The sequence below is a fragment of the Polaromonas sp. Polasp52 genome (assembly GCF_059491565.1).
Map to the genome: position 1 here is coordinate 4396889 of NZ_CP168513.1, position 11919 is coordinate 4408807.

Here is an 11919-nt window from a genome sequence, read left to right on the forward strand (position 1 = left end):
CTCTCCATGCGACAAGACAAACTCACGACCAAGTTCCAGGAAGCCCTGAGCGACGCGCAATCCCTCGCGCTGGGCAATGACAACGGCTACATCGAGCCGGTTCACCTGCTGGCCGCCATGCTGCGCCAGGACGATGGCCCGCGCGCGCTGCTGGAAAAGGCTGGCGTCAACGTGGGCGGCCTCACGCAGGCTGCCGACGCCGCCGTCAAAAAGCTGCCCCAGGTGCAGGGCCAGGACCAGATCCAGGTCGGCTCCGAGCTTGCCAAGCTGCTACAGGCCACCGAAAAAGAAGCCATCAAACGCAATGACCAGTTCATCGCCGGTGAGCTCTTTTTGCTGGCCGTGGCCGACAGCAAAAGCGACGTCGGCCGCCTGGCCAAAGAGAACGGCCTGACCCGCAAAGCACTTGAGGCCGCGATTGACGCGGTACGCGGCGGCCAGGGCGTGAACAGCGCCGACGCCGAAGGCCAGCGCGAAGCCCTCAAAAAATACTGCATGGACCTGACCGAGCGCGCCCGCCTGGGCAAGCTGGATCCGGTCATAGGCCGCGACGATGAAATCCGCCGCGCCATCCAGGTGCTGCAGCGCCGCACCAAAAACAACCCCGTGCTGATCGGCGAGCCCGGCGTCGGCAAGACCGCCATCGTCGAAGGCCTGGCCCAGCGCATCGTGGCCGGCGAAGTGCCCGACTCCCTCAAGGGCAAGCGCGTGCTCTCGCTCGACATGGCCGCGCTGCTGGCCGGCGCCAAGTTTCGCGGCGAGTTTGAAGAGCGCCTGAAATCCGTGCTCAATGAACTGGCCAAGGATGAAGGCCAGACCATCGTCTTCATCGACGAGTTGCACACCATGGTGGGCGCCGGCAAGGCCGAAGGCGCGATGGACGCCGGCAATATGCTCAAGCCCGCTCTCGCGCGCGGCGAACTGCACTGCGTGGGCGCCACCACACTCGACGAATACCGCAAGTACATCGAAAAAGACGCCGCGCTGGAGCGCCGCTTCCAGAAAATCCTGGTCGGCGAGCCCACGGTGGAGGCCACCATTGCCATCCTGCGCGGCCTGCAGGAAAAATACGAAGCGCACCACGGCGTGCAGATCACCGACCCGGCCATCGTGGCCGCGGCCGAACTGAGCCACCGCTACATCACCGACCGCTTCCTGCCCGACAAGGCCATAGACCTGATCGACGAAGCCGCGGCCAAGATCAAGATCGAGATGGACTCCAAGCCCGAGGTCATGGACAAGCTCGACCGCCGCCTGATCCAGCTGCAAATCGAGCGCGAAGCCGTGCGCCGCGAAAAAGACGAGGCCTCGCAAAAACGCTTCGAGCTCATCGAAGAGGAAATCGCCAAACTGCAAAAAGAGATCTCCGACCTCGACGAAATCTGGCAGGCCGAAAAAGCCCAGGCGCTGGGTTCCAAGGACGTCATGGAGGAAATCGACCGCATCCGTTTCCAGATCGAGGAATTCACCCGCAAGGGCGACTTCAACAAGGTTGCCGAGCTGCAATACGGCAAGCTGCCCGAACTTGAAAAACGCCTGAAGGAAGCGCAGGACAGCGAAGCCAGCAAGGGCAAGTCCAACGCGCCCACGCTGCTGCGCACCCAGGTCGGCGCTGAAGAGATCGCCGAGGTCGTGGCGCGCGCCACCGGCATCCCGGTCAGCAAACTCATGCAGGGCGAGCGCGACAAGCTGCTGCAGATGGAAGGCAAGCTGCACGAACGCGTGGTCGGCCAGGACGAGGCCATCAGCGCGGTGGCCAATGCCATACGCCGCTCGCGCTCGGGCCTGAGTGACCCGAACCGCCCAACCGGCTCCTTCCTGTTCCTGGGCCCCACGGGCGTGGGCAAGACCGAGCTGTGCAAGGCGCTGGCCGGCTTCCTGTTCGACAGTGAAGACCACCTGATACGCGTCGACATGAGCGAATTCATGGAAAAGCATTCGGTGGCCCGCCTGATAGGCGCGCCTCCGGGTTACGTGGGCTATGAGGAGGGCGGCTACCTGACCGAGGCCGTGCGCCGCAAGCCATACAGCGTGCTGCTGCTCGACGAGGTCGAAAAAGCCCACCCCGACGTGTTCAATGTGCTGCTGCAGGTGCTGGACGACGGGCGCCTGACGGACGGCCAGGGCCGCACGGTGGACTTCAAGAACACCGTGATCGTCATGACCAGCAACATCGGCTCGCCCATCATCCAGTCCATGGTCGGCAAGCCGACGGAAGAGATCAAGGACGCGGTGACCGATGAGCTCAAGAACTATTTCCGGCCGGAGTTCCTGAACCGGATTGACGAGACCGTGGTGTTCCACGCGCTGGATGCGAAGAACATCGAGTCCATCGCCCGCATACAGCTCAAGGTGCTCATCGCCCGGCTGCAGAAGATGGACCTCACGCTGGACGTGTCGGAAGCGGCGATCGCCGAGCTCGCCAAGGTCGGCTTCGACCCGGTGTTCGGCGCCAGGCCGCTCAAGCGCGCCATCCAGCAGCGCATCGAGAACCCGCTGAGCAAGCTGCTGCTGGAAGGGCGTTTCCCGCCCAAGAGCACGATACCGGTGGACGTGGACCCTATCCGCGAGCCGGGTGTGTTCAGGTTTGAATCGACGGTTCACTAGAGGCCTGTTGACAGGCTCCGGGCCACCGTTTTCATGGTGAGCCTCACAACCCGCCCTGGCTCGCGCCGGGGCGGGTTTTTTTACGTCTGTGCCATGGGGGAAATGCTGGAATCGTCCTACAGCTGCGCCGCCCTGCGCGGCCTACCATGGGCGTCTACCCACTGGATACGCCATGCCCAACCGCCTTGCCCGCGCCGCGCTGCGCACCGCCTGCCTGGCGGCGGTCCTGGCTGCGGGCTCGCAGGCCGGTGCCCAGGCCACTGACACCCCGGACCCGGGGGTGCGCACCCTTCGGCCGGTGACGGTCAGCGCCAAGGCCAACAGCGACCCGGTCGAGAAGTCCTACCGGAAAATGATTCGCGGCATGGATCTCTTTGAGCGTGAAAAAAGCCTGGCGCCCAATGCCTCGCTGCGCTTCAAGCTGCTGCCGCGCCGGCGCGAGACCAATATGAACGCGATTGCCATCGAAGTGATAGGCACGACCATGGACTTTCCCGTGGCCATCGCGCCCGACCGGACTTTCAGCCTGCCGCGCGACGCCAAGGCCTTTGCCGAGGATGCGCAGGTCATTCCCAACCGCAAGGCGCAAAGCATGACCTGGCGCACCGAGATCCGCACGCCTGGCCTGCCGCCGGGCACGCGGCGCCTGGGCGATTTGCGGCTGGAATGCAGGGTGGGCATGGAGGCCGGCCTGGTCTCACGCAGCGGCGGTGTGGTGGACCGCATTGCCGGCGCGGTGTTCGACACGCCGGCCTATTGCGACAAAAAAGTGCCGCTCTACCTGTTCTTTTCCGAGCGCCCGCTGTTCAGCGTCACACTGGCGGCCGGCGCGCGCCGGGAAGTCCTGCCCCTGGCCATGCTGTACGCCGCCGCGAGCGACGACCCCAAGCTGGACAAGGACCTGCCCGACTGCGACTGCGAAGTGCTGGTGGACCGCACCTACTTCCTGCCGCTGGGCGACCGCAGCTGGCCAGACGACACGCTGGTCGAGTTTGACTACATGGAGGGCGGATGATGGTGCCGGGCAAGCTGCTGGCCTGCATCGGCCTGGCGGTGCTGGCGGGCTGCGCGGCCACGCCTGAGGAAACGCGCCCGCCTTTTCGCGACAGCCAGCTGTCCATGCAGGGCGCGCAGGCCATGGTGATCCCCGGAACCAGCAGCAAAGCCGAGGTCAGCGCCGCGCTGGGCCCCGCCACTGTGGTCCGCTTTGACAGCGGCTACGAAGTCTGGGCTTACCGGGAGAAGCCTCCCAAAAGCGAAATACCGGGCGCCGAGTTTGTGGTCCTGTTCACGCCGGCAGGCGTCGTGCAGAAAACCCGGATACGGCCCCGTTATGAGGTGCCCGCGAACTAGACGGCAGTAGCTGGTTCAGTCGCCCAGGCCCACAAAGATGTTCTGCACGTCATCGTTGGCATCGACGGCCGCCAGGAAGGCTTCGACTTCTTCGAGTTCGGCGGCGCTCAGGCTGGCCGGGCTGATGGGGTTTTTGGCCTTGTAGCCCAGCTTGGCCGACAGCACGGTAAAGCCTTGCGCGGGCAGGGCGCGGCTCACGATGTCCAGGTCGGCGTGGTCGGTCAGAAAGGTTGTCGTGCCTTCTTCATGGCCAGGCTCAAAGTCCTGGGCACCCGCTTCAATCGCGGCGAGTTCGGGGTCGGCGCCGGCAACTTGCGGCTCGGCTTCAATCATGCCGACGTGGTCGAAGTCCCAGGAGACCGAGCCCGAGGTGCCCAGGTGCCCCTTGCGGAACAGCACGCGGATTTCCGAGGCCGTGCGGTTGAGGTTGTCGGTCAGGCATTCGACCATGAGGGGCACGCGGTGCGGCGCGAAGCCTTCATAAATCACATGCTCGAAATGCACGGTGTCGCCGGTCAGGCCGGCGCCTTTCTTGATGGCCCGCTCCAGGGTGTCCTTGGGCATGGAGACCTTGCGGGCCTGCTCCACCACCAGGCGCAGGCGCGCGTTCGAGGCCGGGTCCGCGCCGTTGCGCGCCGCCACCATGATTTCCTTGGCCAGTTTGCCGAACAAGCGGCCCCTGGCATTCGCGGCCAGTTCCTTGCCTTTTGCTTTCCACTGCGCGCCCATGTCTGTTCTTCCTTGCTGTTGTTGTATCCGGGGTGGGCCCTGCGGCAAGGCGTAAATCACACGCCGCGGGACCGGGGGGGTCTCCGGTTATACACCCATACGGCGCGGCCGGGACAGTAGGACGGCACCGACGCGAATTTCAGTCGCTTTCCGCCAGAGTGCCGGTGGCGCGGCGCTAAGTTGGACACTTGTCAACATGAAAGGAGCTGACATGCCAAGAGGTGACAAATCGGCCTATACCGACAAGCAAAAGCGCAAGGCGGAGCACATCGAGGAAGGCTATGAGGACCGCGGCGTCGGCCAGGAAGAAGCCGAGAGGCGCGCCTGGGCCACGGTGAACAAGGAAACCGGCGGCGGCAAGAAGTCCGGCTCGGGTCGCGGCAAGGCGGAAAACCATGCGCCTTCGCGCAAGGGCGGGCGGCTGGGCGGCGCGGCGGCTGCGTCACGCAGCGCGGCCGAGCGCTCGGCTTCGGCCAGAAAGGCTGCGGCGACGCGCAAGCGCAACGCCGCTTCGAAATAGGCTAATAAGCCGATCAAGCGCCCGGCTTACTTGACCGGAACGGCCGCGACGCTGCTGCGCGAAGCCGTTCGGGGGGCGACCGCAGTGAGCCTCAGTAGGGCCGAAGGTGAAGAATCATCTGGCTCGGGACTATTCCGTTTGCGTCCCGCGGCATGATTGATACTTTCTGCAAGGCTCTCAATACCGCCTCATCCCACGCCTGAATCCCACTCGATGCCACCAGTTTTGTTTCCACTATGCGGCCGTCGTCGGCGAGACGCAGTTGCACCTGGGTAGTGGGATTTCCCTGGATGGGACCCGTCAGGACGATATGCGACTTGATGGCCGCCGAGATTTTTGCCCCGTAGCTTTGTGCTGCCGCCAGGTACGGCAAGCCTGCTTTCGTCGTGCCGATCTTGATTTCAACAACCCGGTCTCTGGCTCGACCATCCGCGCTGTCCGCACCGGCTTGCAGCCGCGAGCGCGTGGCGACAGGAATGCTCGGGTCAAGTCCCGCTTCCAGCAGGTAGCGATGTACAAGGTGGCCGCGCGCCTGCGCCAAGCTGTCGGACCAGGGGAGCAGGCTTTCCAGGCTGTCGGTGCCTGTGATCAGCGTGACCGAGTTCACGGCCGAGGATTTGTTGATCGCGGCAATCAGCTCGGCGAGTTTTTCGAAAGCAGTGGGCGGGGGGTAGGCGTCAAAGATGTTGAAAAATACGTCGGCCTCCAGCCTTGCGCTCAAGGCCTGGCCGGCTTCCGGCTTTTTCTGGAGTGCGATAGAGGGAACCCCAGGCAGCGGCAGTGAACTGAGCCTGGCCACGGCCGGTATATAGGTCTCCCGCACGTGTGCGCAGCGAAAGGCAATCTCCCGCAGCGTGTCGAGCGTCGCATCGGGCACACGATCGGGGCTGCAGTCGGCCGCGCTTGCGGGTACCTGTGGTGAGCTCGATGCATTGTCGCCGGCGATAAACAGGCCCCTCTGGATCTTTAGGTCCAGCAACTGGCGTACTTGCTGGTTCTCGTCAGGGAACTGCCCGTGGGCGGCCTGGCAGAAGGCCAGGCACAGCGTGGAAACCAGGATTGGGTGGGAAAGAAGTTTCACGGCTGGGGCGCAAGTCAGGCCTACTTGACCGGGATCACGGTACCGGCCGGCACCGGAACGGCCGTGACGCTGTTTTGCGGCGAGCCTTCTATGACGCGGTCCGAATAGGTCAGGTAGACCAGCGTGTTGCGTTTGGTGTCTATCATGCGCACCACGCGCAGCCTCTTGAAGACCAGCGAGATGCGCTCGCTGAACATTTCTTCCTGCTTGTCCAGTGGCTTGTCGCCAAAGCTGATGACGCCGGTCTGCCGGCAGGCGATGGAGGCCTCGGCCTTGTCCTCGGCCAGGCCGAACGCGCCTTTGAGGCCGCCGGTCTTGGCGCGCGACACATAACAGGTGACGCCGGCGACCTTGGGGTCGTCATAGGCGTCGACCACGATCTTGTGGTCCGGGCCTATGAACTTGAACACGGTGTCCACCGCGCCGATTTCCTCGCCGCCCGCGCCTCCGCAGGCGGACAGGAGCAGCAGCAGGCCCAGCGTGCTGAATGCGGGGCGCAGGTGCCGTAGGTATTGGGTGCTCATGGGATATCCCTCCTGGTATGTGTTGGATGCTGTGGGCTCGCGCGGCCCGGGTTTCTAATGTACAAAACCCGCACGCCGTGCAAACCGCCCCTGTGCAAGAAGGGCAAGCAAATGTCAGCTCAAGGCTTCAAAAGCTCAAAAAAGCCGCTGGCGAGGCGCTCGCCATTGACCATGATGTCCACTTCATGGCGGCCCGCATGGTGCACGCGTGTCGTGAAGTCGCGCACCACCTGGCTGCGCGAAAGGCGCAGGCTCTGGCCCGGCGCCAGGTCCAGTTCCTTGAGCTTGAAGACCTTGGCCGAGCTGCTGCCGGCCTTTTTGACGTAGTGGATGGCGTAGTCCACCACCAGGCGCTGGCTCTGGCGCGAGGTGGACTGCAGCGTGAACGACAGCTCCAGCCGCTCGCCCAGGCTGAGTTTTTTCGGGCAGACGGAAAATCCGCTGATGCTGACGGCCGCCTTTTTGCCCGCGCCAATCACGCCCAGCGCCTGTTTGTCGCCCCGCTTGATCAGCGTGCGCAGCGCATGCCGCGCGACCCACGCGGTATGCGGGTTCTCCAGCGGCCAGCTTTTCAGGCGCCCCAGCACCCACTCGGGGTGCAACTTGGTGATGTCGTTGAGGTGGTTGGCCACCGACTTGCGCACATAGAGGCTGCCGTCGGCCTTGAGCGCCTCCAGGATGGGCGCGGCCAGCTCAGGGTCGGCCATCAAGGCCTCCAGCCTGAAAGACCAGGGCAGGCGAGGGCGGCTGCCTTCGCTGGCCAGGCGCCGCACATGCTCGCTCTGGTCCTTGGCCCAGGTTTTCATCACGGCCAGCGTGCGCTCGGGGTCCTGGCGGATGAACTCGCGGATGGCGAACTCCGAGCTGCCGAAGGCGGTGAAAAATTTGAGCGCCTCCATGGAGGTGTCAAAGTCCTCGCGCCCGTACAGGCCCACATAGTCCGGCAGCACCAGGGTCACAAAGCCGCTGTTGATGCGCGGCGCGAGCTTGCGCAGTATGGCGATGCTTTTGCGGTAGTCGGTGGGCAGCGTGGCGTGCAGGCATTCGCTGGTGCGCCGCAGGCGCTGCATCAGCGACAACGCGTCCAGTCCGGGCAGCGCCAGTGCCAGGAATTGCTTGCCGTCAAAACGCGGGTAAACCGCCGCGGTCTGCGCCGCGATGTGGCGGTAGCGCGCGGGATCGAAGATGTTTTTGAGGGCGGGCGCGGCGGTGTCGGGCATGGCGACCGATTCTGCCACCGCGCGCTTTTCCTGGCTTAAAGGTTTTCCAGCCGGCTTAGCTGCGCGCGCAGGCTGTCCAGTTCGTCCATCAGCTCCAGTGCCAAGGCCGCGCCGGCCGGATTCACGCCCAGGTCACGCTGCAGGCGCACGGCCACCGTGGCGCGGTGCAGGTGCACGCCGGTGAAGCGCCAGACCTCAGGCGCCGGGCCCAGGGGCGCGAGTACGCCTTCCTGCACCAGGTCCATGATGAGTTCCGACTGCGCGGCGCAAGCCCGGCAGAGGTCGTCGAGCGTGAGTTCCTCCTGCTCTTCCAGGATGAAACCGGCGAGGTAGCGAGTGGGGGTGTTCATGCCTTGCCTCCGGGGTTTTGCAGGCCGGCGCGCGGCCTGAAGGCCTTGAACGTCGCCGCCATGTTTTCATACGCTTTCTTTGCCGCCTCCGTGTCGGCGGCCGGCAGGACGACCTGCAGCACAAAATAAAAGTCCCCGGGCGTCTTGGCCGGCAGCCCACGCCCCTTGAGCCTGAGCTTGCGCCCGCTGGCCGAGCCCGGCGGGATTTTCAGCTCCACCTCGCCCGTGGGCGTGGGCGCTTCCACCTCGGCGCCCAGCGCGGCCTCCCAGGGCGCGACGGGCAGGGTCATGTAGACGTCGTGGCTTTCGGCGCGGTACAGGGCATGCGGCAGGAATTCGACGTCCAGGTAGAGGTCGCCGGCGCTGCCCTTGCCGATGCCGGGCGCACCCTGGCCCGCCAGGCGGATGTGCTGGCCGGCGCGTATGCCCTTGGGAATCACGAATTCGATGGTCCGGTCCTGCATCGTCACGCTGGTTTCGTCCTCCACCGGCATGCGCAGCTGCAGCTTGCGTGTCGCGCCGCTGTACGAGTCGCCGATGTCGATCTGGATTTTGGCGTGCTGGTCCTGGCCGTGCATGTCAAAGCCGTGGCCGCCGCGCATGCCGCCAAAGCCGCCCCGGGCTTGCGGCTCGCCGCCCATGCCGCGGAAGATGGCGTCGAAAAAATCGCTGTGGTCAAAACCTTCGGCACCGCCAAAGTGGCCGCCGGCGGCGCCGCCCGAAGCCCGCCCCGGGTTCCAGCCCGGCGGCGGACGGAAGTCCTGCCCGGCCTGGTAGTCAGCGCCCAACTGGTCGTAGGCGGCGCGCTTTTCAGGGTCGCGCAGCACCTCGTAGGCTTCGGCGATTTCCTTGAAGCGCGCCTCGGCGTTTTTTTCCTTGCTGACGTCCGGGTGGTATTTGCGCGCCAGCTTGCGATGGGCTTTTTTGATCTCATCGGGCGTGGCGTCGCGCTCCACGCCCATGACCTTGTAGTAATCCTTGAATTCCATGAAACACTTTCATCAGGGATGGGTTAGCTGCCAGCCATCTTGGCGCATAAACGCCGGCCCGGCTGTCAGCCGAATACGTCAGGTTTTATATAGGGGCGGCGGCCTCAGGGTCAACCCGCAGTCGCGCTGGAGTTGCGCCCCTACTGCGCGGGCCCGGTGCTCCCTATCATGGCCGGATGATTTCCAGCACCCCCCGGACAGCACTTCGCACCCTGTTTGACGCCCAGCACCAGGCCAGCCGCGCACAGGCCGAAGTGCCGCTGGCGCTGCGCCGGGACCGCCTGCTGCGCATACGCGCCTTGCTGGACCAGCACGGCGCCGAACTGGCGCAGGCCGTCAATGCCGACTTCGGCGTGCGCTCGCCGCAGCTCACCGAAATCGCTGACATTTTTGTGCTGCGCTCGCTGCTGTCCAGCACGCTCAGGCAGCTGTCCCGCTGGATGAAACCCGTCAAGGTGCGCACGCCGCTGTATCTGCAGCCCGCGCGCGCCTATTTGCAGCGCCAGCCGCTGGGCGTGGTGGGTGTGATCTCACCGTGGAACTATCCGGTGCAGCTTTCGCTGGGCCCGGTCATCACCGCGCTGGCCGCGGGCAACCGCGTGATGCTCAAGCCCAGCGAACTGACGCCGCGCACCTCGGAACTGCTGGCTACGCTGCTGGGGCAATCCTTTGCACCCGACGAGCTTTGCGTGGTGCAGGGCGACGGCCAACTGGCCGCCGAATTCGCCGGCCTGCCGTTTGACCACCTGTTTTTCACAGGCTCCACCGCCGTGGGCCGCAAGGTGGCCGAGGCCGCCGCCGCCAACCTGACGCCGACCACGCTGGAGCTGGGCGGCAAGTCCCCCTGCATCATCGATGCCTCCTGCGACATCGACAAGGCCGCCATCAAGATCGCGCACGGCAAGCTGCTCAACGCCGGCCAGACCTGCATCGCGCCCGACTACGTGCTGCTGCCCCGGGGCAGCGAAACTGCGTTCGCCGAGGCTTTTGCCCGCGCCGTGGCGACCCTGTTTCCGACCATCGTCGGCAACCCCGACTACGCAGCCATCATCAGCCCGCGCCACCTGGAGCGGCTGCAGGCGCTGCTGGCGCAGGCCGAAGGCGAGGGCGCGCGGGTGCAGGCCATAGCCCCAGGTACGGCCGGCGTGGGTGCGGCGTCACGCCAGATGGCACCGGTGCTGGTGTTCGACGCCCCCGCCGGCTCGAAACTGATCAGCGAGGAAATCTTCGGCCCCATACTGCCGGTGATTCCCTACACGGCCATCGACGAAGCGATCCGCTACGTCAACGCCAGGCCGCGGCCGCTGGCGCTGTACTGGTTCGGCACCGACGCCGGCTCGCGCGACCATGTGCTGGCGCGCACCGTGAGCGGCGGCGTCACGGTGAACGACACGCTGATGCACATCGCCCATGAAAACCTGCCCTTTGGCGGCGTCGGCGACAGCGGCTGGGGCGCCTACCACGGCGAAACCGGCTTCCTGCGCCTGTCGCAGCAAAAACCGGTGATGCTGCAGTCCAAGTGGGCACGCGGGGATTTGTTTTACCCTCCGTATGGCAAGCGCTTCGAGCAGGTCATGGGCTTGCTCAAGCGCCTGATCTAGCGCCTGGCCGTCAAGGCGCCGTCCCAAACACCTGCGCCCAGTAGATGCCCGCGCTGCTTTGCGGGTTCACCACAAAGGCGGCCCCCATTTCGCTGAAATCCGGCGACATGATGTTGGCGCAGTGGCCGGGGCTGTTCATCCAGCCGCGCACGGCCGCATCGGCGCTCAGCTGGCCTGCGGCGATGTTCTCGCCGATGGCATGCCAGGCGTAGCCGGCGCGCGTGGCCCGGCCGTCCACCGTGCTGCCGTCGCGGCCGGTGTGGCTGAAGTAGTCGTGGCGCGCCATGTCGCCCGCATGGGCGTTTGCAATGCCGTACAGCGTGGGGTTCAGCCGCAGCGGCGGCGCCGGCGCAAAAGCCTTGTCGCCGCAGCGCTGCGGCCGGGAGCGCGCTTCGTTGACCAGCGCCAGCACCCGACCCTGCACTTCGCCCGCCTGCGCCGCCGCAGGCGGCGAAAAGGGCGCCGCCAGCACCACCCAGGTTTGTGTGCCGCGCTGGTGGAAGCCTGCCTCCACCAGTTCAGCATGCAGGGCGGCACCGCAAGAGCTGCCGAGTGCTTTTTGTGTCAGGGCCGCGGCCCCGCCGGCGCCGCGCACCGTGATCTGCAGGGTGCTGACGGCGCGGTAGCCCACGGTTTTGAGCGCGCTGTCGAGCTTGCGGCCATCCGCGACCAGCGCCGCGGCCTGCGACAGCGCGGCATCTTCACGCAGCGGGGCGGCCGGGCGGCTGCCTTTTGCGCAACCTTCCTGGCGCAAAGTGTTCAGCGCGTGCAGCAGCGCCGGGTGGCCCTGTGCCGCGGGCTGCGCCTGCGCCGGACCGGTGGCGGCCAGCAGAAAGGCCAGCACCGCGCAGCCAGCCGCGTATGGCCAGGCGCCCTGTGTTTTCCCCAAGCTGCTTTGGATAGGCATGGGCCATGATAGCCAGCCGTGCCACACGCGCGGCACGC

General features: G+C 65.6%; 12 protein-coding genes. 5 read left to right on the forward strand and 7 right to left on the reverse strand.

The window, feature by feature from the left end; translation table 11 throughout:
• Nucleotides 1-6 precede the first annotated feature (6 nt).
• From clpB to ACEN9P_RS20670, 3 genes are all read left to right on the forward strand, one after another.
• Complete coding sequence (gene clpB, locus ACEN9P_RS20660; protein WP_477663002.1) at nucleotides 7-2607, forward strand: ATP-dependent chaperone ClpB; 2601 nt, start codon at nucleotides 7-9, stop codon at nucleotides 2605-2607.
• A 172-nt stretch (nucleotides 2608-2779) separates the two neighbouring features.
• The gene (locus ACEN9P_RS20665; RefSeq protein WP_477663003.1) at nucleotides 2780-3622 is read left to right on the forward strand and encodes a hypothetical protein; all 843 of its coding nucleotides are present in this window, start codon (nucleotides 2780-2782) and stop codon (nucleotides 3620-3622) included.
• Complete coding sequence (locus tag ACEN9P_RS20670) at nucleotides 3619-3960, forward strand: hypothetical protein (RefSeq protein ID WP_477663004.1); 342 nt, start codon at nucleotides 3619-3621, stop codon at nucleotides 3958-3960. The genes ACEN9P_RS20665 and ACEN9P_RS20670 overlap by 4 nt, the downstream gene beginning before the upstream one ends.
• A 15-nt stretch (nucleotides 3961-3975) precedes the next feature.
• On the opposite strand, the gene ACEN9P_RS20675 is transcribed toward ACEN9P_RS20670, so the two are convergent.
• Nucleotides 3976-4689, reverse strand: coding sequence for a YebC/PmpR family DNA-binding transcriptional regulator (locus tag ACEN9P_RS20675; protein ID WP_074575234.1), 714 nt, complete (start codon nucleotides 4687-4689; stop codon nucleotides 3976-3978).
• Between the two features lie 211 nt (nucleotides 4690-4900).
• On the opposite strand from ACEN9P_RS20675, the gene ACEN9P_RS20680 reads away from it, so the two are divergent.
• Entirely contained in the window at nucleotides 4901-5209 is a 309-nt protein-coding gene (locus tag ACEN9P_RS20680) for a plasmid stabilization protein (protein WP_477663005.1), read from the forward strand.
• Between the two features lie 91 nt (nucleotides 5210-5300).
• On the opposite strand, the gene ACEN9P_RS20685 is transcribed toward ACEN9P_RS20680, so the two are convergent.
• The 5 genes from ACEN9P_RS20685 to ACEN9P_RS20705 all read right to left on the reverse strand — a co-directional run bounded on the left by ACEN9P_RS20685 (nucleotide 5301) and on the right by ACEN9P_RS20705 (nucleotide 9373).
• A complete protein-coding gene (locus ACEN9P_RS20685; protein ID WP_477663006.1) occupies nucleotides 5301-6290 on the reverse strand; it encodes an energy transducer TonB in 990 nt (329 codons plus the stop codon).
• A gap of 20 nt (nucleotides 6291-6310) precedes the next feature.
• On the reverse strand, nucleotides 6311-6814 hold the full coding sequence (locus tag ACEN9P_RS20690) for a CreA family protein (protein WP_477663007.1): 504 nt from the start codon (nucleotides 6812-6814) through the stop codon (nucleotides 6311-6313).
• Between the two features lie 119 nt (nucleotides 6815-6933).
• Nucleotides 6934-8034, reverse strand: coding sequence for a DNA alkylation repair protein (locus ACEN9P_RS20695; protein ID WP_477663008.1), 1101 nt, complete (start codon nucleotides 8032-8034; stop codon nucleotides 6934-6936).
• A 35-nt stretch (nucleotides 8035-8069) separates the two neighbouring features.
• A complete protein-coding gene (locus tag ACEN9P_RS20700; protein WP_477663009.1) occupies nucleotides 8070-8384 on the reverse strand; it encodes a chaperone modulator CbpM in 315 nt (104 codons plus the stop codon).
• The gene (locus tag ACEN9P_RS20705; RefSeq protein ID WP_477663010.1) at nucleotides 8381-9373 is read right to left on the reverse strand and encodes a DnaJ C-terminal domain-containing protein; all 993 of its coding nucleotides are present in this window, start codon (nucleotides 9371-9373) and stop codon (nucleotides 8381-8383) included. The genes ACEN9P_RS20700 and ACEN9P_RS20705 overlap by 4 nt, the downstream gene beginning before the upstream one ends.
• A gap of 176 nt (nucleotides 9374-9549) precedes the next feature.
• Here ACEN9P_RS20705 and ACEN9P_RS20710 point away from each other — a divergent pair, with 176 nt between their 5' ends.
• Complete coding sequence (locus tag ACEN9P_RS20710) at nucleotides 9550-10974, forward strand: coniferyl aldehyde dehydrogenase (protein WP_495620327.1); 1425 nt, start codon at nucleotides 9550-9552, stop codon at nucleotides 10972-10974.
• A gap of 10 nt (nucleotides 10975-10984) precedes the next feature.
• On the opposite strand, the gene ACEN9P_RS20715 is transcribed toward ACEN9P_RS20710, so the two are convergent.
• Nucleotides 10985-11863 (reverse strand): CAP domain-containing protein, encoded by an 879-nt coding sequence (locus tag ACEN9P_RS20715; protein WP_495620328.1) that lies wholly within the window; start codon nucleotides 11861-11863, stop codon nucleotides 10985-10987.
• Between the last annotated feature and the right edge of the window lie 56 nt (nucleotides 11864-11919).

What these genes read in the sequence shown, in the direction of transcription:
- clpB (WP_477663002.1), top strand. Translation starts at nt 7, where the DNA reads ATGCGACAAGACAAACTCACGACCAAGTTCCAGGAAGCCCTGAGCGAC.
- ACEN9P_RS20665 (WP_477663003.1), top strand. Translation starts at nt 2,780, where the DNA reads ATGCCCAACCGCCTTGCCCGCGCCGCGCTGCGCACCGCCTGCCTGGCG.
- ACEN9P_RS20670 (WP_477663004.1), top strand. Translation starts at nt 3,619, where the DNA reads ATGATGGTGCCGGGCAAGCTGCTGGCCTGCATCGGCCTGGCGGTGCTG.
- ACEN9P_RS20675 (WP_074575234.1), bottom strand. Translation starts at nt 4,689, where the DNA reads ATGGGCGCGCAGTGGAAAGCAAAAGGCAAGGAACTGGCCGCGAATGCC.
- ACEN9P_RS20680 (WP_477663005.1), top strand. Translation starts at nt 4,901, where the DNA reads ATGCCAAGAGGTGACAAATCGGCCTATACCGACAAGCAAAAGCGCAAG.
- ACEN9P_RS20690 (WP_477663007.1), bottom strand. Translation starts at nt 6,814, where the DNA reads ATGAGCACCCAATACCTACGGCACCTGCGCCCCGCATTCAGCACGCTG.
- ACEN9P_RS20695 (WP_477663008.1), bottom strand. Translation starts at nt 8,034, where the DNA reads ATGCCCGACACCGCCGCGCCCGCCCTCAAAAACATCTTCGATCCCGCG.
- ACEN9P_RS20700 (WP_477663009.1), bottom strand. Translation starts at nt 8,384, where the DNA reads ATGAACACCCCCACTCGCTACCTCGCCGGTTTCATCCTGGAAGAGCAG.
- ACEN9P_RS20705 (WP_477663010.1), bottom strand. Translation starts at nt 9,373, where the DNA reads ATGGAATTCAAGGATTACTACAAGGTCATGGGCGTGGAGCGCGACGCC.
- ACEN9P_RS20710 (WP_495620327.1), top strand. Translation starts at nt 9,550, where the DNA reads ATGATTTCCAGCACCCCCCGGACAGCACTTCGCACCCTGTTTGACGCC.